Origin of the sequence: Streptomyces sp. NPDC052052 (assembly GCF_040680455.1) — a bacterium.
Taxonomy (GTDB): Bacteria; Actinomycetota; Actinomycetes; order Streptomycetales; family Streptomycetaceae; genus Streptomyces.
On record NZ_JBFAWU010000003.1, the window covers coordinates 149,898 to 170,901 of the forward strand.

The 21,004-nt window shown below is 71.1% G+C and carries 22 protein-coding genes; 13 read left to right on the forward strand and 9 right to left on the reverse strand.

Annotation, left to right across the window (positions count from 1 at the left end; all coding sequences use genetic code 11):
• Positions 1–2: 2 nt before the first annotated feature.
• Entirely contained in the window at positions 3–443 is a 441-nt protein-coding gene (locus tag AB0L71_RS04625) for an OB-fold domain-containing protein (protein ID WP_365237757.1), read from the forward strand.
• Between the two features lie 6 nt (positions 444–449).
• Positions 450–1,223, forward strand: a complete 774-nt coding sequence (locus tag AB0L71_RS04630) for an enoyl-CoA hydratase/isomerase family protein (protein WP_365237760.1) — start codon at positions 450–452, stop codon at positions 1,221–1,223.
• 19 nt (positions 1,224–1,242) lie between these two features.
• Here AB0L71_RS04630 and AB0L71_RS04635 read toward each other — a convergent pair whose 3' ends face one another.
• Positions 1,243–1,815: a hypothetical protein gene (locus AB0L71_RS04635; RefSeq protein ID WP_365237763.1), complete on the reverse strand. Its 573-nt coding sequence runs from the start codon at positions 1,813–1,815 to the stop codon at positions 1,243–1,245.
• A 162-nt stretch (positions 1,816–1,977) separates the two neighbouring features.
• On the opposite strand from AB0L71_RS04635, the gene AB0L71_RS04640 reads away from it, so the two are divergent.
• A complete protein-coding gene (locus tag AB0L71_RS04640) occupies positions 1,978–2,595 on the forward strand; it encodes a hypothetical protein (protein ID WP_365237766.1) in 618 nt (205 codons plus the stop codon).
• Positions 2,596–2,829: 234 nt separating this feature from the next.
• On the opposite strand, the gene AB0L71_RS04645 is transcribed toward AB0L71_RS04640, so the two are convergent.
• Complete coding sequence (locus tag AB0L71_RS04645) at positions 2,830–5,160, reverse strand: serine/threonine-protein kinase (protein WP_365238352.1); 2,331 nt, start codon at positions 5,158–5,160, stop codon at positions 2,830–2,832.
• 156 nt (positions 5,161–5,316) lie between these two features.
• Positions 5,317–6,333 carry a VOC family protein gene (locus tag AB0L71_RS04650; RefSeq protein ID WP_365237769.1) on the reverse strand — a complete coding sequence of 339 codons (1,017 nt, stop codon included), beginning with the start codon at positions 6,331–6,333 and terminating at the stop codon, positions 5,317–5,319.
• 373 nt (positions 6,334–6,706) lie between these two features.
• Between AB0L71_RS04650 and AB0L71_RS04655 the strand changes: the two genes are divergently transcribed.
• Entirely contained in the window at positions 6,707–7,354 is a 648-nt protein-coding gene (locus AB0L71_RS04655) for a TetR family transcriptional regulator (protein ID WP_365237772.1), read from the forward strand.
• A gap of 206 nt (positions 7,355–7,560) precedes the next feature.
• Here the strand turns inward: AB0L71_RS04655 and AB0L71_RS04660 are convergent, their stop codons facing one another.
• The gene (locus tag AB0L71_RS04660) at positions 7,561–8,055 is read right to left on the reverse strand and encodes a nitroreductase family deazaflavin-dependent oxidoreductase (RefSeq protein WP_365237775.1); all 495 of its coding nucleotides are present in this window, start codon (positions 8,053–8,055) and stop codon (positions 7,561–7,563) included.
• Positions 8,052–9,305: an acyl-CoA dehydrogenase family protein gene (locus AB0L71_RS04665; protein ID WP_365237777.1), complete on the reverse strand. Its 1,254-nt coding sequence runs from the start codon at positions 9,303–9,305 to the stop codon at positions 8,052–8,054. Before AB0L71_RS04665 ends, AB0L71_RS04660 begins: the two co-directional genes overlap by 4 nt.
• A gap of 164 nt (positions 9,306–9,469) precedes the next feature.
• Between AB0L71_RS04665 and AB0L71_RS04670 the strand changes: the two genes are divergently transcribed.
• From AB0L71_RS04670 to AB0L71_RS04695, 6 genes are all read left to right on the forward strand, one after another.
• Complete coding sequence (locus tag AB0L71_RS04670; protein WP_365237778.1) at positions 9,470–10,639, forward strand: acetyl-CoA acetyltransferase; 1,170 nt, start codon at positions 9,470–9,472, stop codon at positions 10,637–10,639.
• Between the two features lie 150 nt (positions 10,640–10,789).
• Positions 10,790–11,152 carry a DUF805 domain-containing protein gene (locus AB0L71_RS04675; protein WP_365237779.1) on the forward strand — a complete coding sequence of 121 codons (363 nt, stop codon included), beginning with the start codon at positions 10,790–10,792 and terminating at the stop codon, positions 11,150–11,152.
• Between the two features lie 49 nt (positions 11,153–11,201).
• Positions 11,202–11,348 carry a hypothetical protein gene (locus tag AB0L71_RS04680; protein ID WP_365237782.1) on the forward strand — a complete coding sequence of 49 codons (147 nt, stop codon included), beginning with the start codon at positions 11,202–11,204 and terminating at the stop codon, positions 11,346–11,348.
• A gap of 9 nt (positions 11,349–11,357) precedes the next feature.
• Positions 11,358–12,044, forward strand: a complete 687-nt coding sequence (locus tag AB0L71_RS04685) for a pyridoxal 5'-phosphate synthase (RefSeq protein WP_365237785.1) — start codon at positions 11,358–11,360, stop codon at positions 12,042–12,044.
• 148 nt (positions 12,045–12,192) lie between these two features.
• Complete coding sequence (htpX, locus tag AB0L71_RS04690; protein WP_365237788.1) at positions 12,193–13,104, forward strand: zinc metalloprotease HtpX; 912 nt, start codon at positions 12,193–12,195, stop codon at positions 13,102–13,104.
• A gap of 10 nt (positions 13,105–13,114) precedes the next feature.
• A complete protein-coding gene (locus AB0L71_RS04695) occupies positions 13,115–13,699 on the forward strand; it encodes a hypothetical protein (RefSeq protein WP_365237791.1) in 585 nt (194 codons plus the stop codon).
• Between the two features lie 85 nt (positions 13,700–13,784).
• On the opposite strand, the gene AB0L71_RS04700 is transcribed toward AB0L71_RS04695, so the two are convergent.
• Both AB0L71_RS04700 and AB0L71_RS04705 read right to left on the reverse strand, forming a co-directional pair.
• Positions 13,785–14,198, reverse strand: coding sequence for a Zn-ribbon domain-containing OB-fold protein (locus tag AB0L71_RS04700; protein WP_365237794.1), 414 nt, complete (start codon positions 14,196–14,198; stop codon positions 13,785–13,787).
• Positions 14,195–14,647: a DoxX family protein gene (locus AB0L71_RS04705; protein WP_365237797.1), complete on the reverse strand. Its 453-nt coding sequence runs from the start codon at positions 14,645–14,647 to the stop codon at positions 14,195–14,197. The genes AB0L71_RS04700 and AB0L71_RS04705 overlap by 4 nt, the downstream gene beginning before the upstream one ends.
• A 179-nt stretch (positions 14,648–14,826) precedes the next feature.
• Here AB0L71_RS04705 and AB0L71_RS04710 point away from each other — a divergent pair, with 179 nt between their 5' ends.
• The 3 genes from AB0L71_RS04710 to AB0L71_RS04720 all read left to right on the forward strand — a co-directional run bounded on the left by AB0L71_RS04710 (position 14,827) and on the right by AB0L71_RS04720 (position 19,500).
• Positions 14,827–16,014, forward strand: a complete 1,188-nt coding sequence (locus AB0L71_RS04710; RefSeq protein ID WP_365237800.1) for an NAD(P)/FAD-dependent oxidoreductase — start codon at positions 14,827–14,829, stop codon at positions 16,012–16,014.
• Positions 16,015–16,313: 299 nt separating this feature from the next.
• On the forward strand, positions 16,314–18,542 hold the full coding sequence (locus AB0L71_RS04715) for an acetate--CoA ligase family protein (RefSeq protein ID WP_365237801.1): 2,229 nt from the start codon (positions 16,314–16,316) through the stop codon (positions 18,540–18,542).
• A gap of 82 nt (positions 18,543–18,624) precedes the next feature.
• The gene (locus tag AB0L71_RS04720; protein ID WP_365237804.1) at positions 18,625–19,500 is read left to right on the forward strand and encodes an enoyl-CoA hydratase-related protein; all 876 of its coding nucleotides are present in this window, start codon (positions 18,625–18,627) and stop codon (positions 19,498–19,500) included.
• Positions 19,501–19,595: 95 nt separating this feature from the next.
• On the opposite strand, the gene AB0L71_RS04725 is transcribed toward AB0L71_RS04720, so the two are convergent.
• Together AB0L71_RS04725 and AB0L71_RS04730 are read right to left on the reverse strand one after the other, a co-directional pair.
• Positions 19,596–19,883 carry a hypothetical protein gene (locus AB0L71_RS04725; RefSeq protein WP_365237807.1) on the reverse strand — a complete coding sequence of 96 codons (288 nt, stop codon included), beginning with the start codon at positions 19,881–19,883 and terminating at the stop codon, positions 19,596–19,598.
• Between the two features lie 33 nt (positions 19,884–19,916).
• The gene (locus tag AB0L71_RS04730) at positions 19,917–20,801 is read right to left on the reverse strand and encodes a hypothetical protein (protein WP_365237809.1); all 885 of its coding nucleotides are present in this window, start codon (positions 20,799–20,801) and stop codon (positions 19,917–19,919) included.
• Between the last annotated feature and the right edge of the window lie 203 nt (positions 20,802–21,004).

Genomic DNA, 21,004 nt, shown 5'->3' on the forward strand with positions numbered 1-21,004 from the left:
GGATGGATGCCCTGCTGACGCCCGTCGTGGACGAGGACGGCGCCCCCTTCTGGGAGTACGCGGGCCGCGGCGAACTCCGCGTCCAGGCCTGCGCCGGCCCGGAGTGCGGAGAACTGCGCTTCCCGCCCCGGCCGTGCTGCCCGCACTGCCAGTCCTTCGCGCACGAGTGGCGCCCGGTGAGCGGCCGCGGACGCATCTGGTCCTACGTGCTGCCGCACCCACCGCTGCTGCCCGCGTACGCCGCACAGGCCCCGTACAACGCCGTCCTGGTCGAGCTGGCCGAGGCCCCGCAGATCCGGCTGGTCGGGAACGTGGTGAGCGGTCCGGACGCCCCGCTGGACTCGGTCGATCCGGGGCGGCTGCGGATCGGGGCGCCGGTGCGGGCGGTGTTCTGCCCTGATCCGTCCGGGATGACCCTGGTGCGCTGGCAGTTGGAGAGGTGAGCGTCGATGGCACTGCGGACGGAGACGGACAAGGAGACCGGGGTCGCGCTCGTCACCCTCGACCGGCCCGGGAAGCTCAACGCGATCGACCTGGCGACCGCCGCCGAACTCTCCGCCGCCTGGCGGGCGTTCCGGTACGACGACGAGGTGCGGGCGGTCGTCCTCACCGGGGCGGGCGGCCGGGCCTTCTGCACCGGGATCGACCGGTCGGTTCAGGTGCCGCAGCCCTCGTCCCCGTACACGATCGACGATCCCCTGCTCACGATCGGACCGAAGGCGAACGACCTGTGGAAGCCGGTGATCGCGGCCGTGGAGGGGATGGCCTGCGGCGGGGCGTTCTACCTGCTGGGCGAGGCCGAGTTCGTGATCGCGTCCGAGGAGGCGACGTTCTTCGACCCCCACACGACGTACGGCATGGTCAGCGCGTACGAGGCGATCTCCATGGCCCAGCGGATGCCGTTCGGCGAAGTGGCCCGGATGTCGCTGATGGGCACCGCCGAACGGATCACGGCCCGCAGGGCGTACGAGATCGGGCTGGTCAGTGAGGTGACGGAGCCGGGCGGTGCGGTGGCAGCAGCGCTGCGGGCGGCGGCCGTGGTCGCCTCGTACCCGACCCTGGCCGTGCAGGGGACGGTACGGGCGGTGTGGTCCGCGAAGGAGGCGGCCAGGGCGCAGGCCATGGCCCATGCCCCGCACCTGATCACGCTCGGGAACCTGCCGCTGGAGCGGCAGGCGGAGGCGTTCGAGGGGCGGGGCGGCAACGGGTTCAGGTTGCGTTAGTCGCGGTCACGACACTCACTCAGTAGCTCAGCTCGGCGTCGACCTTGCACTTCGCCACCTGGGAGATGTTGCGCGTGCTGTCCATCCGCACGGTCACGGTCGTGGTCTCGCCGCCCTCGGCGTCCACCTCCGCATCACCCGTGGTGACGAGGTTGCCCAGCTTGTCGAGGAACTGCACATCGACTTCGTAGGTGTGCGGGCCGACGGCGTTCGCCGTGAGCCGGACGGTGGAGAAGGTGACGGCCTTGCGCTTGCCCTTGCGGGGCTGGGCGCAGCGGATGACGTACGCGCTGGGCGCTTCGGACGCGGTGGCGGTCGGGGTCGGTGTCCCGCCGCCCCCGGAGGACGAGTCGCTCGACGAGCCGTAGTCGTCGTTGTCGTCGTCGTTCTCGTCGGCGTAGTCGTGGTAACCACCGTTGCTCTTCTTGGAGTTCGAGCAGCCTCCACCGCTGCTACTGCTGCCGCCGCTGCTGCTGCTCGATCCCCTGCTCTTGCCACTCCGGCCTTTTTTCTGGCTGGAGCTGGAGAAGCCGGTGAGTGCGAGTACCACGACGAGCAGTACCGCAGAGAGTTTTATGTGCTGCCGCATCATCGATGTCCCCCGATGTCGATGTCCACGCCGACGCTGTTGGATTCGTCGAACGAACGCGCGACACCGTAGCGGACGGTGGCGAAGGCCGGGGACCGGGCGTAGCGTCGAGGCCGAAGTGGTGCCGATTCGTGACGCCGGCCGGGCACAGGCAGGAGGCCGATGATGGTCCGCAACGTCCTCGGCTCGGTTCTCGCTCTCGCAGGAGCGGCGGCCGCCGTGCTGAGCCCCTTCCGTGACTGGTACGACGGCCGTCTCGGCCGCCAGTACCGGATCGAGGAGTTGTTCACCGGCGTCACCGCCGCCCGGCCCGGACCGCTGGGCTCGGTCTTCCTGGCCTTTCTCTTCGCCGCCGTGCTGACGGTGGTCGGTGTGGTGCTGCGCTCGCGGCTGCTGGTGGCGGCGGCGGGTGTGGTGGTGCTCGGGTTCACCGTGCTGTGGATGGTGCGCCAGGGGCAGGCGCTGGGCAGGCTGACGGTCGCGAGCGACGGCTCCGGGCTGGGCTGGGGCGTGGCGGGCGCGGTGGGTGGCGGGGTACTGCTGCTGGTGGGCGCGGCGGTCATGTCGGGACGGCGCGACAGGTGGCGCGGCAGGCGCCGTGCGGACCTCGACCGGCCGTACCCGGCGCCCGGCTCGGCGCACCCGGACACCTGGCCGCCCACGCAGGAGCCGGGGCCGTCCGTGCAGACGAGCACCTTCCCGGAGCCCGAACCGGACCCGTACACGGGTCCCGACCCGGCGGCCCGCCCGGACCCCGGCACGGACCGGCCCCCGCACGGCTGAACGCGGCCGGGCGGTATGGGCAGCCCCTCGCCCCCAGGGCCTTTCGTTTGGATCAGGCTGGACCAGGAAGCGGGGTCCGGTGCCGTGCATCGCAAGGCGGAGGAAGGAGTCGGATGAGGTCTCCCCTGCTCGAGCGGAGCCGAGAGCTTGGGGAAGGAGCCATGCCGACCGACGACAACGCGGCGAGGTGCGGTGCCGGGGCACGCGAGACCGGCATGATCCAAACGAAAGGCCCTAGGTCCGGGGCCGGTTGCCCGTGCCCGTCCCCTTCACGGCGTCCAGCGCGTACACGCACCGGTCCTTGCTGCACGCGTACACGACACCGCCCCGCACCACCGGCGAACCCGTGATCTCCCCGCCGGTCGCCAGCTTCCAGCGCAGTTGGCCGCCGACCGCGTCCAGGGTGTACAGGACGTGGTCGGCGGAGCCGAAGTGGACCCGGCCGTCGGCGACCACCGGGGCCCCCACCACCTCACCGCCCGCCGCGAACCGCCACTTCGGGGTGCCGGTGACCGCGTCGAGCGTGTACAGCGCACTGCCGCTGCCGACATGGACGTTCCCGGCCGCCACCAGGACCGCTTCGATCGACTGCCGGGGCTCCGTGGCGATGCGCCAGCGGTCCTTGCCGGTCGAGGCGTCGATCGCGTACACCGTGCCGAGGTAGTCGGCGAGGTACACGCCACCGCCGGCGACGGCAGGCCCGGGTGCGAAGGCGGGCGGCGAGAGGAAGACCGCGGGCGATTCGAAGTGCCAGCGGACGTGACCGGACACCGCGTCGACGGCCAGGACCCGCGCACCCGCGCTGACGTACACGAAACCGTCCGGCGCCGCGGTCACCCGGACCGGTACACCGCCGCAGGAGGCCGCGTCGCCGATGGGGTACGACCAGCGCTCGATGCCGGTGCGGGCGTCGACGGCCCGCAACCGGGCGTCCTGCCACAGGTAGACCGTGCCGTCGTGGACTGCGGGCCCGGCCTCCGGTGTCTCGAAGTCGGTCTGCAGGCCACCGCTCTCCCACAGCTTCTCGCCGGTGGACGCCTCCCACGCCTGGACGCCCCCGCCCCGGGTGCCGGTGACGACGGTGCCACGGTCGGCCTTGAGGGAGTACACCCAGGCATCCGTCTGCAGCCGCCACCGCTCGGCGCCGGTCGTCGCGTCCAGGGCGTACAGCGAGGGCCCGTCGGAGGCATGGATACGGCCGCCCTCGACGGCCATCACCCAGGCCACGTCCCGCGTCTTGAACTGGCGGCGTCCGTTGCCGACGTCCAGGGCGTGCACCTCGAACGAGGTGACGTAGAGGAGGTCCCCCGCGACGACGGGCGTCCCCCAGACGTCGTTGGACATCCGGAACCGCCAGGGCCGCCAGCGTTCGGCGTCCGGAGGAGCGCTCTCGGGGGTGTGCGCGGGCGCCGGAAGAGGACCGGGCGGGGCGGTGGGGGCGATGCCGTTCACACCGGCGGGCGGGCGCAGCCAGCCGGTGGCGGGGCCGGCGTCCGCGACGGCCGTGGCGGCGGCCCGTACGTCCTGGGCGCGCGGGCCGGGACCGATCGGCACCTTCGCGCCGGCCAGCCGTACCGGGCCACCCCCGTCGGGCCGATGCGGCGCCACCGGGACCGGGTCGACGGCGGGCGGCTGCTGGGGCGGCGGCGGCACCGGGGCGGCCGTCCTGCGCCCACCGCCGCGGCGCTGCTCGATCATCGCGGTGGCGGAGACCGGCAGCCATGCCGAGGCGGTGCCGCTGTCGTCGCTGCCGGAGGCGAAGAGGTGCGGGGCGAGCCGGGCCTGCAGGTCCGCGGGGCTGGGGCGCAGCCCGGCGTCCATCTGCATACAGGAATCGATCAGCGGCCGCAGTTCGTCGGGCAGTCCCTCCAGGTTCGGTCCCTCGCGCAGCAGCATGAAGACCGTTTCGACGGGGTTGGCTCCGTGGAACGGCGCATGGCCCGTGGCGGCGAAGGCCAGCGTCGAGCCGAGCGAGAAGATGTCGCTGGCGCCGGTGACGCCGCGCGAGTCCCGCGCCTGCTCGGGCGACATGTAGGCGGGGGTGCCGACGGCGACGTTGGTCATGGTCAGCCGGGTGTTGGAGACCCCGGACGCGATCCCGAAGTCGATCACCCGCGGGCCGTCCTCGACGACGAGCACGTTCGACGGCTTCATGTCCCGGTGGACGAGTCCCGCTCCGTGGATCGACTGGAGCGCCTCGGCGATGCCCGCGGCGAGCCAGCGCACCGCCTGGACCGGCATGGGCCCGCACTCGTTCACTATCTCCTCGAGCGACGGGGCGGGCACGTAGGCGGTGGCCAGCCACGGCACGGCGGCGCGCGGGTCGGCGTCCACCACCGCGGCCGTGTAGAAGCCGCTGACGGCCCGCGCGGCCTCCACCTCACGCGTGAAGCGGACGCGGAACAGCTGGTCCTCGGCGAGCTCCGTACGCACCGTCTTGATCGCCACCCGCCGGCCCGAAGCCGAGCGGGCGAGATAGACCAGCCCCATGCCGCCGGCTCCGAGCCGTCCCAGCACCTCGAACGGGCCGATCCGCCTCGGGTCGTGCTGCGTCAGCTGCTCCACCACTTGCCCTGCCACCTCCCCGTACGGGCCTCACAAAGAGGAGACCCGCGAAACCCGCCCTGTCCGGCGTCTCACCACTGGGCACCACCCGGCGGTGCGCACCCCGATTGTTCCTGGCTGAGGCTCCGGTTGCGAACCCGGGGGCGGGCCGGGGTGTCACAGCCCACTCTGCCCTCTTCCCGCCGCCGAGGGCTGGAGTACGGCGAACACGGCACCCTGATCGTCCTGGAGGACCGCCATCCTGCCGTACGGAATCTCGAAGGGTGGCGTGGTGATGCGTCCGCCGAGGCGCACGGTGTGTCCGGCGGTGGTGTTGCAGTCCTCGACGGCGAAGCAGATGAGGAAGTAGCTGGGCATCTCGGCCGGGAAGGCGTCGGTGAGGACGCGGCGCCCACCGATCGCCGTGTCCGGCCCGGGTTCCGTGCCCGCGGGGGACCACACGCGGAAGTCGGCCGCGGACCTGGCCGTGCCGGACCCGGTCGTGCGTGATTCGTCGGCCCGGGACTCGTCGGCTCCGGACTGGTCCGCGTCCGGTCGGTCCTCCTCGGGGGTGCCTTCCTCGGGTCCGCCCTGCTCCGGTCCGCCCTCCTCGGGGGTGCCTTCCGTCCGTGCACCTTCCTCGCGTTCGCGCTCCCCGGGCGCACCTTGCTCCGGCCCGTCCTCCTCGGGTGCACCTTCCTCGGGCCCGCCCAGGTCGGTGCCCTGGAAGCCGAAGACCTCCTCGTAGAAGGCGTCCACGCGGTCCTTCTGCCGGGTGTACACCTCGGTCCAGCAGAAGGAACCGGGTTCGTTCCACTTCTGGAAGCCTTTGCGCTCCCCGGCCTGCCAGAGACCGAAGACGGCCCCGCCGGGGTCGGCCGCCTGCGCGAGCACTCCGGCCCCACCGGCCGGGAGCGGCTCGATGATCACCTGCCCGCCCGCCTCCCTGATACGGGCGACGGTCGCGGCGATGTCGTCAGTGGCGAAGTAGACGCCCCAGGCGGTCGGCATCCGGCCGTCCTGTTTGGCGGCGAGCGCGGCGACCAGCTTCCCGCCGCCGAGGGCTTCCGCGTACGGGCCGTCGCCGGGGCGGAAGGTCCAGCCGAACAGCTCACCGTAGAAGCGCTTGCCCGCTTCCAGATCGGGAAGCTGCGCGTCCACCCAGCACGGCTCGAAGTGCGCGAATGCGGCCATGGGCCCGGATCCTTCCGTCGCGAGGGGTCGCGGTCGTTCGCAGTCTGTTCAGGTTGGTCAGCACTTGTCCGCGGTCGCTCGCGGGCACCCGCCGTCCACCACGGGTGACGCTCCTCACGGCAAACCTAACCGCGAGTGGCCTGTGCCGCGCCTCGACACCTTTAAATCGAACAGATTTCCGACAGGGGAGGTGGGTCACCCGCAGTGCCACGGAAACTTATCCACGGAAGTTATCCACAGGCTGTTGATAAGACTTGTCTCTGTGGGGGGTCGCCTCCGTCGACATCCGGCCACTCCCCCTACCCCGTCTGCGGCGCTCCCCATTTGCACTCGGCCGAATAGCGCTCCGATCACCCGTCGGTAAGCTGACGGCATGACAGGACAAGTACGCACCGTCGACGGCCGCGTAGCCGGTCGGCGCGGACAGGCCACGCGGCAGAAGCTGCTCGACTGCCTCGGCGAGATGCTCAGTTCCGAGCCGTACCGGGACGTCAAGGTCATCGACGTCGCCCGGAAGGCGGGCACTTCCCCCGCGACCTTCTACCAATACTTCCCCGACGTCGAGGGCGCCGTCCTTGAAATCGCCGAAGAAATGGCCAAGGAGGGAGCCGAGTTGACCGAACTGGTCGCAGGCCGCTCCTGGGTCGGCAAGGCCGGCCGGCAGACCGCCGAGGACCTCGTCGACGGGTTCCTCGACTTCTGGCGGCACCATGACGCGATCCTGCGCGTGGTCGACCTCGGAGCGGCCGAGGGCGACAAACGGTTCTACAAGATCCGCATGAAGATCCTGAACTCGGTCACCAACTCCCTCACGGAATCGGTGAAGGAACTCCAGGCCAAGGGCAAGGTCGACAAGGACGTCAGCGCGGCCGCGATGGCCGGTTCCCTGGTCGCGATGCTCGCCGCAGTGGCCTCGCACCAGAAGGGCTTCACGACCTGGGGTGTGAAGCAAGCCGAACTCAAGCCGAATCTCGCCCTGTTGGTACATCTGGGCATCACTGGCAAGAAGCCGACCAAATAGCACCGCATTCAGGCCACTTCCCGCACTGGGCACCGCGCGGCACGTTCCGGGCGCCCCAGGTCCTGTCTCACCGACGGCGGACCACCTGCGTGGTCCGCCGTCGGTGCACCCGGACCGTTTCCACACCCCCCGCACACGGCCCCCGTGCGGCCCCGCGCACAGCCCCGCACAGCGGAACCGTGCACCGCTTCCGCGTCCGGGCCCTCTCAGGCCGCCTCGTCGCTCCGCCGCTCCAGTCTGAAGAGCCGGATCTCCCGCTCGATCCGTGCCTGGTACGCCGCATAGGGCGGCCAGAACGTGAGCGCCGTCCGCCACACCGCGTCCCGTTCCGCCCCCTTCAGCAGCGTGGCACGCACCGGGATGTCCCGGCCCTTCCAGTTGACGACGGCCTCCTCCGGCCGGGCCAGCAGATTCGCGGTCCAGGCCGGGTGCCCCGTACGGCCGAAATTGCTGCCGACCAGGATCCAGCTCTGTTCCGGACCGTTCTCCGGCATGCAGGCCAGCGGAGTGGTCCTGGGCAGACCGCTCCTCGCCCCCGGCACCGTCAGGATCAGGCCGGGCAGCATCCTGGAGCTGAGCAGTACCTTGCCGCGCGTGAGCCGGTGCACCGCACGGTCCATGGCGGGGATGACATGCGGGGCGATCCGCGCGAACGTGCGTGTCGAGGAGACCTTCTGGACCAGCCGGACGCCGACATTCATCGGGCCACCACCTGTTCGGCCGAGCCCGGGGCGACGCGCTCCGCGGACGTGGAAGGCAGGCCGTCCCGTGGCCCGCCCGATGGCCCGGACAGCTCCGCCTGCTGCCAGGCGTGGTCGCGGAGCCGGTGGGTGGGGCCGAAGAGCAGTTCGTCGGCCGCGGCCCGCTTGAAGTACCGATGCGCGTCGTGTTCCCAGGTGCAGCCGATGCCGCTGTGCGGCTGGACGGCCTCGGCGGTGGTGATGCGCAGCACCTCCAGGCACTGGGCGAGGGCGAGGCCCCCGGCGGCCGGGTCCCGGGCCGCGTAGTACGCGGCGGAGCGGGCCGCCTGCACCCGTACGTACAGGTCGGCGAGGCGAAGGCGCACGACCGGGGAGGAGTCGCCTGCCCGGCCGGACCGTTCGCACGTCTCGAGATGGGCGGCGGTCCGCTCCAGTGCGCTCGCCGCCGCCCCCGCCGCCTCCGCGGCGAGCAGTGCGGCGGCCCCCTGTCCGGTCGCGGCGAGCGCCTCGGCGACATCCGCGGCGCCGTCCTCGCCGAGCAGTTCCGCGCCGGTGTCGCGCAGTTCGACCCGGGCCGCCGCGCGGGTCTCGTCGAGCACGGTCCTGCGGGTGCGGACGAGTCCGGCCGCCTCGTCCGGGTGGACCAGGAAGAGCAGCGTGCGGCTGCGCGGGAAGCCGCCGGTGTGGGCGGCGACCAGGAGAAGTCCCGCACTGTGCCCGTCGAGGACCTGCGCGGCCTCCCCGTACAGCCGCCAGCCCTGCGCGCCGCCGACAAAGGTGGCCTGGATGCCGCCCGCCCGGCCACCTCCCGCCCAGGCGCCCCGGGTGGGGTCACCGGTGAGGCCGAGTGCGGTGGCGAGCGAGGCACCGGGGACGGCCAGGGTCGCGGTCAGCCCGCCGGCGGCGATGCGCGGCAGCAGGGCGGCGCGCTGGGCCTCGGTGCCGAGGGCGGCGATCAGGGGTGCGGCGAGTGCGGCGGTGGCGATCAGCGGCGACGGCAGCAGCGCACGGCCGGTCTCCTCGCAGGCGACGGCAAGCCCGGCGAGCCCGCCGCCGGCGCCCCCGTACTCCTCCGGAAGGGCGAGACCGGGCAGCCCGAGCTCCTGGGCGAGCTGGCGCCACAGGCCGTCGTCGTACCCGGCGGCCGTCCGTACGGCGCTCCCGATGTCGTCGGACCGGCCGCGCTCGACCAGCAGGGCGCGCAGGGTGCGGCGGATCTCGTCCTGTTCCGCGGTGAAGGCGGCATCCATCATCGGACTCCTTCCCCTCAGGGGCACCGATCCCCTGATCTGACGGTCCGTCATGCTAGGGGTGATCCCGGCAGATGCCCAGAGTCGCGCGCGGGAGGGGCCGAGAAGATCCCCGCACCGCCGGGGCGGTCCGTTCGGCCATTATCTGATGTACCGTCAGATCCATGCCTTCTTCCCACCGCAAGGTCGCTGTCGTCGGCATATCCCTCGCCGACTGCGGACGTGTCGACGAGGCCACGCCGTACGCCCTGCACGCCCAGGCCGCCCGCCGGGCACTGGCGGACTCGGGCCTGGACCGGTCCGTCGTGGACGGCTTCGCCTCCGCCGGACTCGGCACGCTCGCCCCGGTCGAGGTCGCCGAATACCTGGGACTGAAACCCCACTGGGTGGAGTCCACCGCGGTCGGCGGAGCGACCTGGGAGGTGATGGCGGCCCACGCGGCGGACGCCATCGCCGCCGGTCACGCCCGTGCCGTCCTGCTGGTCTACGGGTCGACGGCGCGTGCGGACATCAAGGCGGGGCGCCGGACGTCCAATCTCTCCTTCGGGGCCCGCGGCCCGCTCCAGTTCGAGGTGCCGTACGGACACTCGCTGATCGCCAAGTACGCGATGGCCGCCCGTCGTCACATGCACGAGTACGGAACGACCCTGGAGCAGCTCGCCGAAGTGGCCGTCCGGGCCCGGGCGAACGCGGCGGCCAACCCGGACGCCATGTTCCGTGACCCGATCACCGTGGACGACGTCCTGTCGGGGCCGATGATCGCCGACCCGTTCACCAAACTGCACTGCTGCATCCGCAGCGACGGAGGCTGCGCGGTGCTGCTGGCCGCCGAGGACTGCGTCCCGGACACCGCGAAGGAACCGGTGTGGATCCTCGGTACGGGCGAGCACGTCTCGCACTCCACCCTGTCCGAGTGGGACGACTTCACGGTCTCCCCCGCGGCGGTCTCGGGCCGTCTGGCGTTCGAGCGGGCGGGGGTGCGGCCCGGCGACATCGACCTCGCCGAGATCTACGACGCCTTCACCTACATGACCCTGGTGACCCTGGAGGACCTGGGCTTCTGCGCGAAGGGCGAGGGCGGTCCGTTCGTGGAGAAGGGCCGGATCGGGCTGTCCGGCGAACTCCCGGTGAACACCGACGGAGGTGGACTTTCGGCCTGCCATCCCGGGATGCGTGGACTGTTCCTCCTGGTGGAAGCCGTCCGTCAACTCCGCGGCGAGGCGGGCGAACGACAGGTCAGAAGGCCGGATGGAAGCCTTCCGGAACTCGCGGTGGCCTCGGGAACGGGTGGCTGGTTCTGCTCCTCGGGAACCGTCGTACTGGGACGGAACTGAGAACCCGAACCAGGACAAGCACGGCAGAGCAGCCCACGTTCCATAACGTTTTGACTCGACCACTTCAAGCACCTGGGTTCTGGCGTCTAAGTTCTGCCGTTCAGGCTCGGTCCGCTCAGGACGGGCTTCCATCGCCCTTGGGGGGACAACATGCAGTGGTACCTCGATGTCCTGAAGCAGTACGCGGTGTTCAACGGCCGTGCGCGCCGCCAGGAATTCTGGATGTACGTGCTCTTCAACGTCATCGCCATCATCATCGTGTCGGTGATCGACTCGCTGATCGACACGGCGCCGGCCCTGACCGGGCTCTACTACCTCGCCGTGCTGCTGCCCAGCCTCGGCGTCAGCGTCCGCCGCCTGCATGACACCGGCCGCTCCGGCTGGTGGCTGCTGATCGGCTTCGTCCCGCTGGTGGGTGCGATCACCCTGCTCGTCTTCACCTGCATCGAGGGCGACCGCAGCGCGAACGCGTACGGCCCGGACCCGAAGGCCACGCAGCCGCAGACCTACTAGGGTCCTTCGTTCGATCGGGCCGCATCGGCGCCGGTCCACCGTCGACCGCATGCACGTCCACGACCACATGACCGTGCGCTCACCGCTCTGGGCGCACACCGCACAGGGCGTCGCCCGGCAGGACACTGCCGGCCGGCGCCCTGTCGGCGTTCCGTCGTACGGCCGCGCCCGGCGGGTGTGCGGCCTGCGGGCATGATGGGGCCGCATGACCGACATGGCGTCCGATCCGCACTCCGCCCAGCAGGCCTTCCGGGAACTCCTCCACACCCAACGCGTCTGGGACGTGGACCTTCCCGCCTTCGACCCGGCCACCGCACCCTCCGCTCCACTCCCCCTCTTCCACGCCTGGTTCGCCCAGGCCGTCGCCGCCGGACAGACCGAACCCCACACCATGACGCTGGCCACGGTCGACGCCGAGGGCCACCCCGACCTGCGGACGCTGATGCTGCACGACGCGGACGAGCGCGGCTGGCACTTCGCCACGCACCGCACCAGCGCCAAAGGCCGCCAGCTCGCCGCCCGCCCGTACGCCGCGCTCGGTTTCTACTGGCCGGTCCAAGGACGGCAGGTACGGGTACGGGGCCCGGTCACCGCCTGCACCCCCGCCGAGAGCCGGGCCGATCTGCACGCCCGCTCGACCGGGGCGCTGGCATCGGCGCTGGTCGGGCGGCAGAGCGAGGTGCTCGACACCCCCCAGGAGCTGAACCGTGCCTCGGACGCGGCCTGGGAACGCGCCCAGGCGGAACCGGACGCGGACGTGGCGAGCTGGACACGGTACGTGGCCGAACCGCGGGAGGTGGAGTTCTTCCAGGGCGACGCGAAGCGCCGGCACGTACGGCTGCGCTACCGCCGGGACGGTGCGGGCTGGACGCGGGAACTCCTCTGGCCGTAGGGCCTTTCGTCCGGATCGGGCCGGGCCCACGGCGCCCGGCACCCCACCCCGTCCGTGGCCGGCGCCCACCGGCCACGGCCCTTGTACAGATTTATTCGGAATCGACCACGAAGGGGCACTATGGGAGAGATGAGGAGTGGAGGCACCGATGAGCCGAACCCGTTCCCGTTACGCGCCCGACCGCGGTCTGACCACCCGCATGCTGACCACCATGTTCCTGATCGGCCTGCTGTACGTGGTGCTGGTCGGTGTGCTGCTCGCGGTCCTACGCGGCGCCTGGCCGATCATCCTGATCTTCACCGGGGTCCTCTTCATCGCCCAGTTCTGGTTCAGCGACCGCATCGCCGCCTTCGGGATGGGCGCCCGGGAGGTCACCCCGCAACAGGCGCCGGAACTGCACGGCACCGTCGACCGGATCTGCGCCCTGGCCAATATGCCCAAACCCCGGGTGGCGATCGCCCAGAGCGACGTACCGAACGCCTTCGCCACCGGCCGTAACGAGAAGACCGCCCTGGTCTGCGCCACCACCGGACTCCTCCGCAGACTGGAACCGGAAGAGCTGGAGGGCGTACTCGCCCACGAGATGTCGCACGTCGCGCACCGCGACGTCGCCGTCATGACGATCGCCTCGTTCCTCGGGGTGCTCGCCGGCATCATGACCCGCATGGCCCTCTGGGGCGGCCTGGCCCGCGGCAGCCGGAGCAACGACCCCAGCGGCCTCATCATCATGCTGATCCCGCTCGTCAGCGCCGTCGTCTACGTGCTGAGCTTCCTGCTCACCCGGCTGCTGTCGCGCTACCGCGAGCTCTCCGCCGACCGCGCCGCCGCCCTGCTCACCGGCCGCCCCTCGGCCCTCGCCTCCGCCCTCACGAAGGTGAGCGGCCAGATGGCACGCATCCCGACCGAGGACCTGCGGAAGGCGGAGCCGTACAACGCCTTCTACTTCGTTCCCGCGTTCTCCTCCAGGGAGAGCCTGAGCCGGCTGCTCTCCTCCCACCCGACCCTCGAACAGCGGCTGGAGCAACTGGCCCGTATCTCCGCCGACCTCGCCCGCCCGTAAGGACGCTTTCATGGGTCTTCTCGACGCCATCCTGGGACGCAGCAAACCGGTCCGCCCCGACCTCGACCAGCTCTTCGGCGTGCCCTCCGCGGCCCTCACCCTCCAGGCCGGCGTCGGATTCACCCCCACCGGGCTCGGCTCGGTCTGCTTCGCGGGGGTCGAGGGCGGCACCTTCGCCCGGATCCAGCAGGACGTACGCGACCTGCTCGACGCCGACACCGACCGGGGCGGCATCCCGGTGGAGTTCAGCCAGGACCCCTACGGCTACACCTGGCTGCTCGCCCGCCAGTCCCCCGACGACGTGGCGTCCCTGGTCAACGACCTGCACGCGGTCAACACCCTGCTCCAGGAAGGCGGCTTCGGGCCGCAGCTGCTGTGCTCCCTGATCGGGTTCCGGGACGCACGGGACCGTCCGCTGGCCCTGGTCTATCTCTACAAGCGCGGCACGTTCTATCCCTTCGCACCGGTTCCGGGCGGCGAGGAGAGGCGCGACAACCCGCTGGAACTGCAGGTCCGGGCGGCGCTGGAGGACGACCTCAGGATGGAGAAGGACCTGTCCCGGTGGTTCCCGGTATGGGGAGCGCCGGGGCTGTGACCGCGCCGACCGCCGGCGATGTTCCGCGGCCATGGCCGGGCCTGACTCGGCCGTTGCCTGTCACGGCACTACCTGGGCCACGGCACTACCGGGGCCGGAAGACCACCACCGCCTCCTCGCCCTCCTCCTGCCGGAAGGCGGCCCGCAGGGGCATGCCGATCCTCAGGTCCGCCTCCGCGCAGTCCACGATCTGCGTCATCATCCGCGGCCCTTCGGCGAGGTCGACGACGGCCGCGGTGTACGGGACGCGGGCGCCGAACGGGGGCAGGTCGTTGCGGTGGACGACCGACCAGGTGTAGAGCGTGGCGTCTCCGCCCGCCCGTTCCCAGACGACGTCCTCGCTCCAGCAGTGCGGGCAGAACTCGCGGGGGTAGTGGTGGGCGCGTCCGCAGGCGCGGCAGCGACGCAGCAGCAGCTGCCCCCGGGCGGCGGCGTCCCAGTAGGGACGGGTGAAGGCATCGGGCTCGGGGCGGTCGAAGCGTACGGCGGACGAGGTCACAGGAAGAGTCCGATCGCGTCGTCGAGGGACCAGGTCTGCCAGGACATCGCGAACAGCGCCACGAGCGAGATGAGCGCCATCATCGCGTTCTGCCCCTGCTCGGCCCAGTCGTGGATCATCAGCACCAGGTAGAGGAGGTTGAGGAGAAGCCCGGCGACGAGCGCGACGGGGGTGAGGAAACCGGCGATCAGCCCGAGGCCCAGGGCGAGTTCGGCATACACGACGACGTGGGCCATCAGGATCGGATGCGGGGCGACGATCCGCCGGAATCCGGCGCCCACGGCCGGCCACCGGTGTTTTTCCGCCACATCCGCAGCCCAGGCGATACCCGTGCCGCGTTCGAACCAGCCCTTCTTGTCCTTGTGCCGCCAGCTCTCCAGCCACCACAGGCCGAGGCCTATCCGGAGGACGGCGAGCCACTCGGCGCCACCGAGCCAGATCGTCTGCATGGGCCCTCCTGCTCAATGGATCTGACGGTACGTCAGTTGACCTGATGGCGGCGACATGCGCAAGAGGTGCGCGAGAAGCGCCCGGGAAACCTCGGGGCGTCGCACCCCGTGATCAATTCGCAACCGATTCCGGCCTTGACCGAGACCCATCAACCAGGGGGGCGATTACGCTCCGAACCATGTCCGACAGCCCTCTTGCCGCCGGCAGTACCGGCCCGGCCCGCATCGACCTCACCGAGGACCGGCCCGTATACGTCATCGGCGGCGGACCGGGTGGTCTCGCCGCCGCGGCGGCCCTGCGCGAGCAGGGGGTGCGGGCGGTGATCCTGGAGAAGTCCGGGCAGGTGGGGGCCTCCTGGCGGCGCCACTACGACCGGCTCCACCTCCACACCACCCGGCGCTGGTCCGCACTGCCGGGACTGGCGATGCCGCGCCGGTTCGGACGCTGGGTGGCCCGGGACGACGTGGTCCGCTACCTGGAGCGGTACGCCGAGCATCACGAACTGGAAGTGGTGACGGGTGTCGAGGTGTCCCGGATCGACCGGACCGCCGACGGCACCGGCTGGCAGCTGACCGCGACCGGCGGCCGGGTGCTGACCGGCCGCGCCGTCGTCGTCGCCACCGGCTTCAATCACACCCCGCACGTCCCCGACTGGCCCGGCCGCGACACCTTCACCGGGGAGCTGGTGCACGCCTCCGAGTACCGCAACCCGGCCCCGTACACAGGCAGGGACGTCCTCGTCGTCGGCATCGGCAACACGGGTGCGGAGATCGCCGCCGACCTGGTGGAGGGCGGGGCGTCCCGGGTGCGGATCGCCGTGCGCACCGTGCCGCACATCGTGCGCCGCTCGACGGCGGGCTGGCCCGCCCAGGCGACCGGCATCCTGGTGCGCAGGCTGCCGGTCCGGCTCGTCGACCGCGCCGGGCGCCTGATGGCCCGGGCGGCCGTGCCCGACCTGGCCGCCCAGGGGCTTCCGCGTCCGGACACCGGGCTGTACTCGCGAGTGAAGGACGGTGCCATTCCGGTGCAGGACGTGGGGCTGATCGACGCGGTGAGGAGCGGCCGGGTGGTGCCGGTGGCCGCCGTCGAGTCGTTCGACGAAAACGCGGTGGTGCTGGCCGACGGGGACCGGATCACCCCGGACGCGGTGATCGTGGCGACCGGCTACCGACGGGCCCTGGAGGGGCTGGTCGGCCACCTCGGCGTCCTGGACGCGCGGGGCCGGCCGACGGCGCACGGGGGCCGCACGCCCGCGCAGGCGCCCGGCCTGTACTTCACCGGGTTCACCAACCCGATCAGCGGGATGCTCCGCGAAATGGCCCTGGACGCACAGAAGATCGCCAAGCGACTGTCACGCACCGGCTGAGCCGCCCGGCCCCGCACGCACGGGGAACCGCCGCACTTCCGCCCCGGGCGTATGGCGCACCGCCGCACACCCAACCCCGGGCACGTGGGGAACCGCCGCACATCCGGCCCCGCACACGTGGGGCGCTGCGGCCCGCGCGGCCCCACACGCGCAGGACCCGGACCGGACATCCGTCCGCTCAGCCTTTGCCTGCACACCCATTCCTGACGGGCCGTCAGTTCAGTAACCTGACAGTGCGTCAGCTTCCAGCTGGCCGGGTACGGACACCCGACGGACTTCGAGCAGGAGTGGGCGGAACGATGCTTGGATCGACTCACGGCACTCTCACCACCGACTTCCGCGCCAGGGTGGTGGCCTGCGGCGAAGAGCCGCACGCCATCGTCCGCAGCATGGCAGCCGCCGCCACGGAGGGCGACCTCGATGTCAGCGGACGCCCGCTGCACGCGCCCGTACCGGATCTGGACCGGTTCTTCCGGCCGCAGTCCGTGGCCGTCATCGGCGCGTCCGACAGCGAGGGGCGGCCCAACACCGGGATCACCCGGCAGCTGATCGCCTGGGCCGAACGGGTCGGGGCCCGGCTGCATCCCGTGCACCCCACCAGGAAGTCCGTCTTCGGGCTGCCCTGTGCTCCTTCCGTCGCGGACCTGCCGGAACAGGTCGATCTGGCCGTGTTACTGGTCGGCGACCCGCTCCCGGTGATCGAGGAACTCGCGCAGGCCAAGGTGAGGTTCGCCGTCGCCTTCGCCTCCGGTTTCGCCGAGACCGGCGAGGAGGGCGCCGCCGCCCAGGCCCGGCTGGCCGCGGCAGTGGAGCGGTCCGGGCTGCGGCTGCTCGGACCGAACACCAACCTCAACGCCTTCGAGAAGTTCCGGGACGACCTGGACGGGCCGGCCATCGCCCTCATCACCCAGTCGGGTCACCAGGGACGCCCCGTCTACACCCTTCAGGAGCTGGGCATACGGCTCTCGCACTGGGCCCCCACGGGCAACGAGGCCGATCTGGAGACCGCCGACTTCATCTCGTACTTCTCACAGTGCCCGGAGGTCGGGGCCATCGCCTGTTACGTGGAGGGGCTCAAGAACGGGCGCTCCTTTCTCCTCGCCGCCGACCGGGCGGCGCGGGCCGGGGTACCGGTCGTGGCGGTCAAGGTCGGGCGTACCGAGACGGGGGCCAGGATGGCGGCCTCCCACACCGGCAAGCTGACCGGCGCCGACCAGGTGGTGGACGCGGCGATGCGGCAGTTCGGCGTGATCCGGGTGGACGGGCTCGACGAACTCCAGGACACCGCGGCCCTGCTGGCCCGGGCACGGAAGCCGCAGGCGGACGGGGTCGTGGTGTATTCGATCTCGGGCGGCACGGGCGCGCACTTCTCGGACCTGGCCACCGGAGCCGGGCTGACGCTGCCCACCCTGTCCGAGGAGAAGCAGCGTGAACTGCACCAGTGGATCCCCGACTACCTCAACGTGGCGAACCCGGTCGACAACGGCGGCCACCCCGTCGGCGACTGGCGCGGCCGGAAGATCATCGACGCGATCCTCGCCGACCCCGAGGTCGGCGTGCTGATCTGCCCGATCACCGGGCCCTTCCCCCCGATGAGCGACCGACTGGCGCAGGACCTGGTGGACGCGGCCGAGACCACGGACAAGCTGGTCTGCGTGGTGTGGGGCTCTCCCGTAGGGACGGAGGAGGCGTACCGTACGACGCTGCTCGGCTCGTCCCGGGTGGCCACGTTCCGGACCTTCGGCAACTGCATCACCGCCGTGAAGGCCTATCTGGACCACCACCGGTTCGCCGCTTCCTACCGCTCTCCCTTCGACGAGGCGCCGCGCACACCGTCGCCCTCGTTCCGCAAGGCGCAGGCACTGATGCGCCCGGGTCAGCAGCTGAGCGAGCACGCGGCGAAGCAACTGCTGCGGGCCTACGGCATCCGTGTCCCGCGCGAGCAGTTGGTGACGAGCGCCGCGGCGGCCGTCCGGGCCGCGGGGCTGGTCGGCTACCCCGTCGTCATGAAGGCATCGGGAGCCCGGCTCGCCCACAAGACCGAACTGGGCCTGGTCAAGGTCGGGCTCACCTCCGCCAGCCAGGTGCGGGACGCGTACCGCGAGCTGACCGACATCGCACGCTACGAGGGCGTCGAGCTGGACGGCATCCTGGTCTGCCAGATGGTCGAGCGCGGCGTCGAGATGATGGTCGGTGTCACCCAGGACGCCCTGTTCGGGCCGACGGTGACGGTCGGGCTCGGCGGCGTACTGGTCGAGGTGCTGCACGACGCGGCGGTGCGCGTGCCGCCGTTCGGTGAGGACCAGGCCCGGTCGATGCTGACCGAACTGCGCGGCCGGGCCCTCCTGGAGGGCGTACGCGGCGGATCGCCGGTGGATGTCGACGCGCTCGTCGAGGTCGTGCTGCGCGTCCAGCGGATGGCGCTGGAACTGGGCGACGACCTCGCCGAACTGGACATCAACCCGTTGATGGTGCTCGGGCGGGGGCAGGGCGCGGTGGCCCTGGACGCGCTGGCCGTCTGCCGCTGACCGGCCAGAGCGCCGACCGCACCGGCCGGCACGCCACCAGGCCTGCCGGACGTCCCGCCACCACCTGCCAAGGAGCTGCCTCATGCCGTCCTCCCCCGAAGACACCGCCGAGCACACCGAACACACTGAACACACCGAACACACCGGATCCGCCGTGTCGGCCGACCCGCTCCATTCATGGGTACTCCACGCCACTGACAACGGCGTCTCCTGGATCACCCTGAACCGCCCCGAGGCGATGAACGCCGTCACCTGGGACCAGCGGGAACGCGTCATCGCGCTCCTCGCCGACGCCTCCGCCGACCCCGCGGTCCGGGCCGTCGTCCTCACCGCCACCGGCCGCGGCTTCTGCGCGGGCGCCGACCTGCGCGGCGCCCCGGCGACGGGCGACCGGGTGCCCGGGGATGTCGCCCGCACCATCCGGCTCGGCGCTCAGCGTCTGATCTCCGCGGTCCTGGACTGCGAGAAGCCGGTGATCGCGGCCGTCAACGGCACGGCGGCCGGCCTGGGCGCCCATCTGGCGCTCGCCTGCGATCTGGTGCTGGCCTCGGAGTCGGCGAAGTTCATCGAGGTGTTCGTACGCCGTGGCCTCGTACCGGACGGCGGCGGCGCTTATCTGCTGCCGCGCCTGATCGGTCCGCAGCGCACCAAGGAGCTGATGTTCTTCGGCGACTCGCTCCCGGCGACCGAGGCGGAACGTCTGGGGCTGGTCAACCGGGTGGTCCCGGACCCGGACTTGACGGCCACGGCCCGCGCGTGGGCCCAGCGGCTGGCCGACGGGCCCACGCGGGCGATCGCCCTCACCAAGCAGCTGGTGAACGCCTCCCTGGACTCCGACCGGGCGACGGCCTTCGCGGCCGAGGCCATGGCCCAGGAGATCAACATGACGACACAGGACGCCGGCGAGGGAGTGGCGAGCTTCGTGGAGCGGCGCACCCCGAAGTACCGGGGTCTGTGACCGGCGGCAGCGGCGTCACGGGGTGTTCCTCTGCTGTGGCGCGGCCGGGCCCCGCCGGGTCGCGCGAGAGACCGCAGGGCCCGGCGGGGCCGGGGCTACTCCTCGACGAAGATGTCAGCAGCGGCTACAGCGGTGAGTGCGCGGCTGAGCCACAGGTACATGATCAGAGCGTCGCCACAGCGAGCAATCCGCTCACGGACCTCGTCGGGGACATCAATACCGCGCAGTTCGAAAGCCGCAAGGATGGCGTAGAGGAAGCCGTCCACACGGCCCTCCGCACGGCCCTCTTCTCGGATCCTCTCCGAGAAGGGCGACTTGTAGAAAGAAAGTTCCCTGCCCACCAGATTCCTCCACTGTTGTGCGGCCGGGCCCCACTGGTTCATGCAGCAGACCGCAGGGCCCGGCACAAGCCGGGGTTACCCCTCAGTGAAGATGTCTGCAGCAGCTACGGCGGTGAAGGCGCGACTGAACCACGGGTACATGGGCTGAGGGTCATCACAGCGGATAATCCGCTCGCGGACCTCGTCGGGGATATCGATCCCGCGCCGTTCGAAAACCTCAAGAATGGCGTACGCAAGGGATTCCGCACGACCCTCCGCACGACCCTCGTCTCGGATCTCCTCCGACAGGGGCGACTTGTAGAAAGAAAGGTCCACGGCCACCAGATTCCTCCACTGTTGTGCGGCCGGGCGGTTGCCCAGGCCCTGTGCGGTGAGTTCGACGATGGGGTTGGCAATGGTTTCCGGTACGTCCCGCAGTGCGGCGGACAGGGTTTTCAGTATGGCATCGACGTCCGGATTGTCGGCGTGTGTGATCGTCGCCAGCGTGGCCAGTGCCAGGTCCTTGCGGGCCTCGGCCACATCCTTGATCACCGGCATGTTGTGCGGGCCCGCGACGAGAGGGTGCAGGGTCAGCACGGGTGACTGCGGGTGTCCGGCGGTGAAGGGACGCGCGGCCCATTCGGCGGTGGCCCGGTCCTGGCAGACCACCAGCAGCATGGGCGGCAGTTTGTACTTCGCCTGAAGGTACGACAAGTAGTACATCCAGCTCACCGGCTTGTCCGGATCCTTCTTGCCCTGGGCCTCGATCGCCAGGAGGTAGGACTGGCCGTCCTCCATATCGATGCGCAGAAGGGTGTCGACGCGGCGTTCGAGTGGCCGGTTCTCGGTGAGGTCCGTGGGCATGACGGTGGCCGAGGCAGGTGGGCCGATCGTCACCCCCAGCACCTCGGAGACGCGGGAGAAGAGTCCCGGATACTCCTGGAAGATGCGGTGCATCGCCTCGTGGGACGAGCTGACCATGTGGTTCCTCAGAGTTCTTGAACAGTCGGATGAGAGATGCAGGTCGGACCATCGGGGCGCTCACCCGGTCCTGCCGCACGAAAGGCCCGATCGCGGCGCCTGTTGCCGGGAGCATATGCCCACCAACCAGCTTGAAAGATAACCAAGTTGGCAAACCTCACCCGTGCGAGTGAAGAGAGGCCGACGGGGCCCGGAGAGCGTGA

Bases quoted from the DNA above. Each gene is read 5' to 3' on its own strand.
- AB0L71_RS04625 (WP_365237757.1), top strand. From the start codon at position 3: ATGGATGCCCTGCTGACGCCCGTCGTGGACGAGGACGGCGCCCCCTTC.
- AB0L71_RS04630 (WP_365237760.1), top strand. From the start codon at position 450: ATGGCACTGCGGACGGAGACGGACAAGGAGACCGGGGTCGCGCTCGTC.
- AB0L71_RS04635 (WP_365237763.1), bottom strand. From the start codon at position 1,815: ATGATGCGGCAGCACATAAAACTCTCTGCGGTACTGCTCGTCGTGGTA.
- AB0L71_RS04640 (WP_365237766.1), top strand. From the start codon at position 1,978: ATGGTCCGCAACGTCCTCGGCTCGGTTCTCGCTCTCGCAGGAGCGGCG.
- AB0L71_RS04650 (WP_365237769.1), bottom strand. From the start codon at position 6,333: ATGGCCGCATTCGCGCACTTCGAGCCGTGCTGGGTGGACGCGCAGCTT.
- AB0L71_RS04655 (WP_365237772.1), top strand. From the start codon at position 6,707: ATGACAGGACAAGTACGCACCGTCGACGGCCGCGTAGCCGGTCGGCGC.
- AB0L71_RS04660 (WP_365237775.1), bottom strand. From the start codon at position 8,055: ATGAATGTCGGCGTCCGGCTGGTCCAGAAGGTCTCCTCGACACGCACG.
- AB0L71_RS04665 (WP_365237777.1), bottom strand. From the start codon at position 9,305: ATGGATGCCGCCTTCACCGCGGAACAGGACGAGATCCGCCGCACCCTG.
- AB0L71_RS04670 (WP_365237778.1), top strand. From the start codon at position 9,470: ATGCCTTCTTCCCACCGCAAGGTCGCTGTCGTCGGCATATCCCTCGCC.
- AB0L71_RS04675 (WP_365237779.1), top strand. From the start codon at position 10,790: ATGCAGTGGTACCTCGATGTCCTGAAGCAGTACGCGGTGTTCAACGGC.
- AB0L71_RS04680 (WP_365237782.1), top strand. From the start codon at position 11,202: ATGCACGTCCACGACCACATGACCGTGCGCTCACCGCTCTGGGCGCAC.
- AB0L71_RS04685 (WP_365237785.1), top strand. From the start codon at position 11,358: ATGACCGACATGGCGTCCGATCCGCACTCCGCCCAGCAGGCCTTCCGG.
- htpX (WP_365237788.1), top strand. From the start codon at position 12,193: ATGAGCCGAACCCGTTCCCGTTACGCGCCCGACCGCGGTCTGACCACC.
- AB0L71_RS04695 (WP_365237791.1), top strand. From the start codon at position 13,115: ATGGGTCTTCTCGACGCCATCCTGGGACGCAGCAAACCGGTCCGCCCC.
- AB0L71_RS04705 (WP_365237797.1), bottom strand. From the start codon at position 14,647: ATGCAGACGATCTGGCTCGGTGGCGCCGAGTGGCTCGCCGTCCTCCGG.
- AB0L71_RS04710 (WP_365237800.1), top strand. From the start codon at position 14,827: ATGTCCGACAGCCCTCTTGCCGCCGGCAGTACCGGCCCGGCCCGCATC.
- AB0L71_RS04715 (WP_365237801.1), top strand. From the start codon at position 16,314: ATGCTTGGATCGACTCACGGCACTCTCACCACCGACTTCCGCGCCAGG.
- AB0L71_RS04720 (WP_365237804.1), top strand. From the start codon at position 18,625: ATGCCGTCCTCCCCCGAAGACACCGCCGAGCACACCGAACACACTGAA.
- AB0L71_RS04725 (WP_365237807.1), bottom strand. From the start codon at position 19,883: ATGAACCAGTGGGGCCCGGCCGCACAACAGTGGAGGAATCTGGTGGGC.
- AB0L71_RS04730 (WP_365237809.1), bottom strand. From the start codon at position 20,801: ATGGTCAGCTCGTCCCACGAGGCGATGCACCGCATCTTCCAGGAGTAT.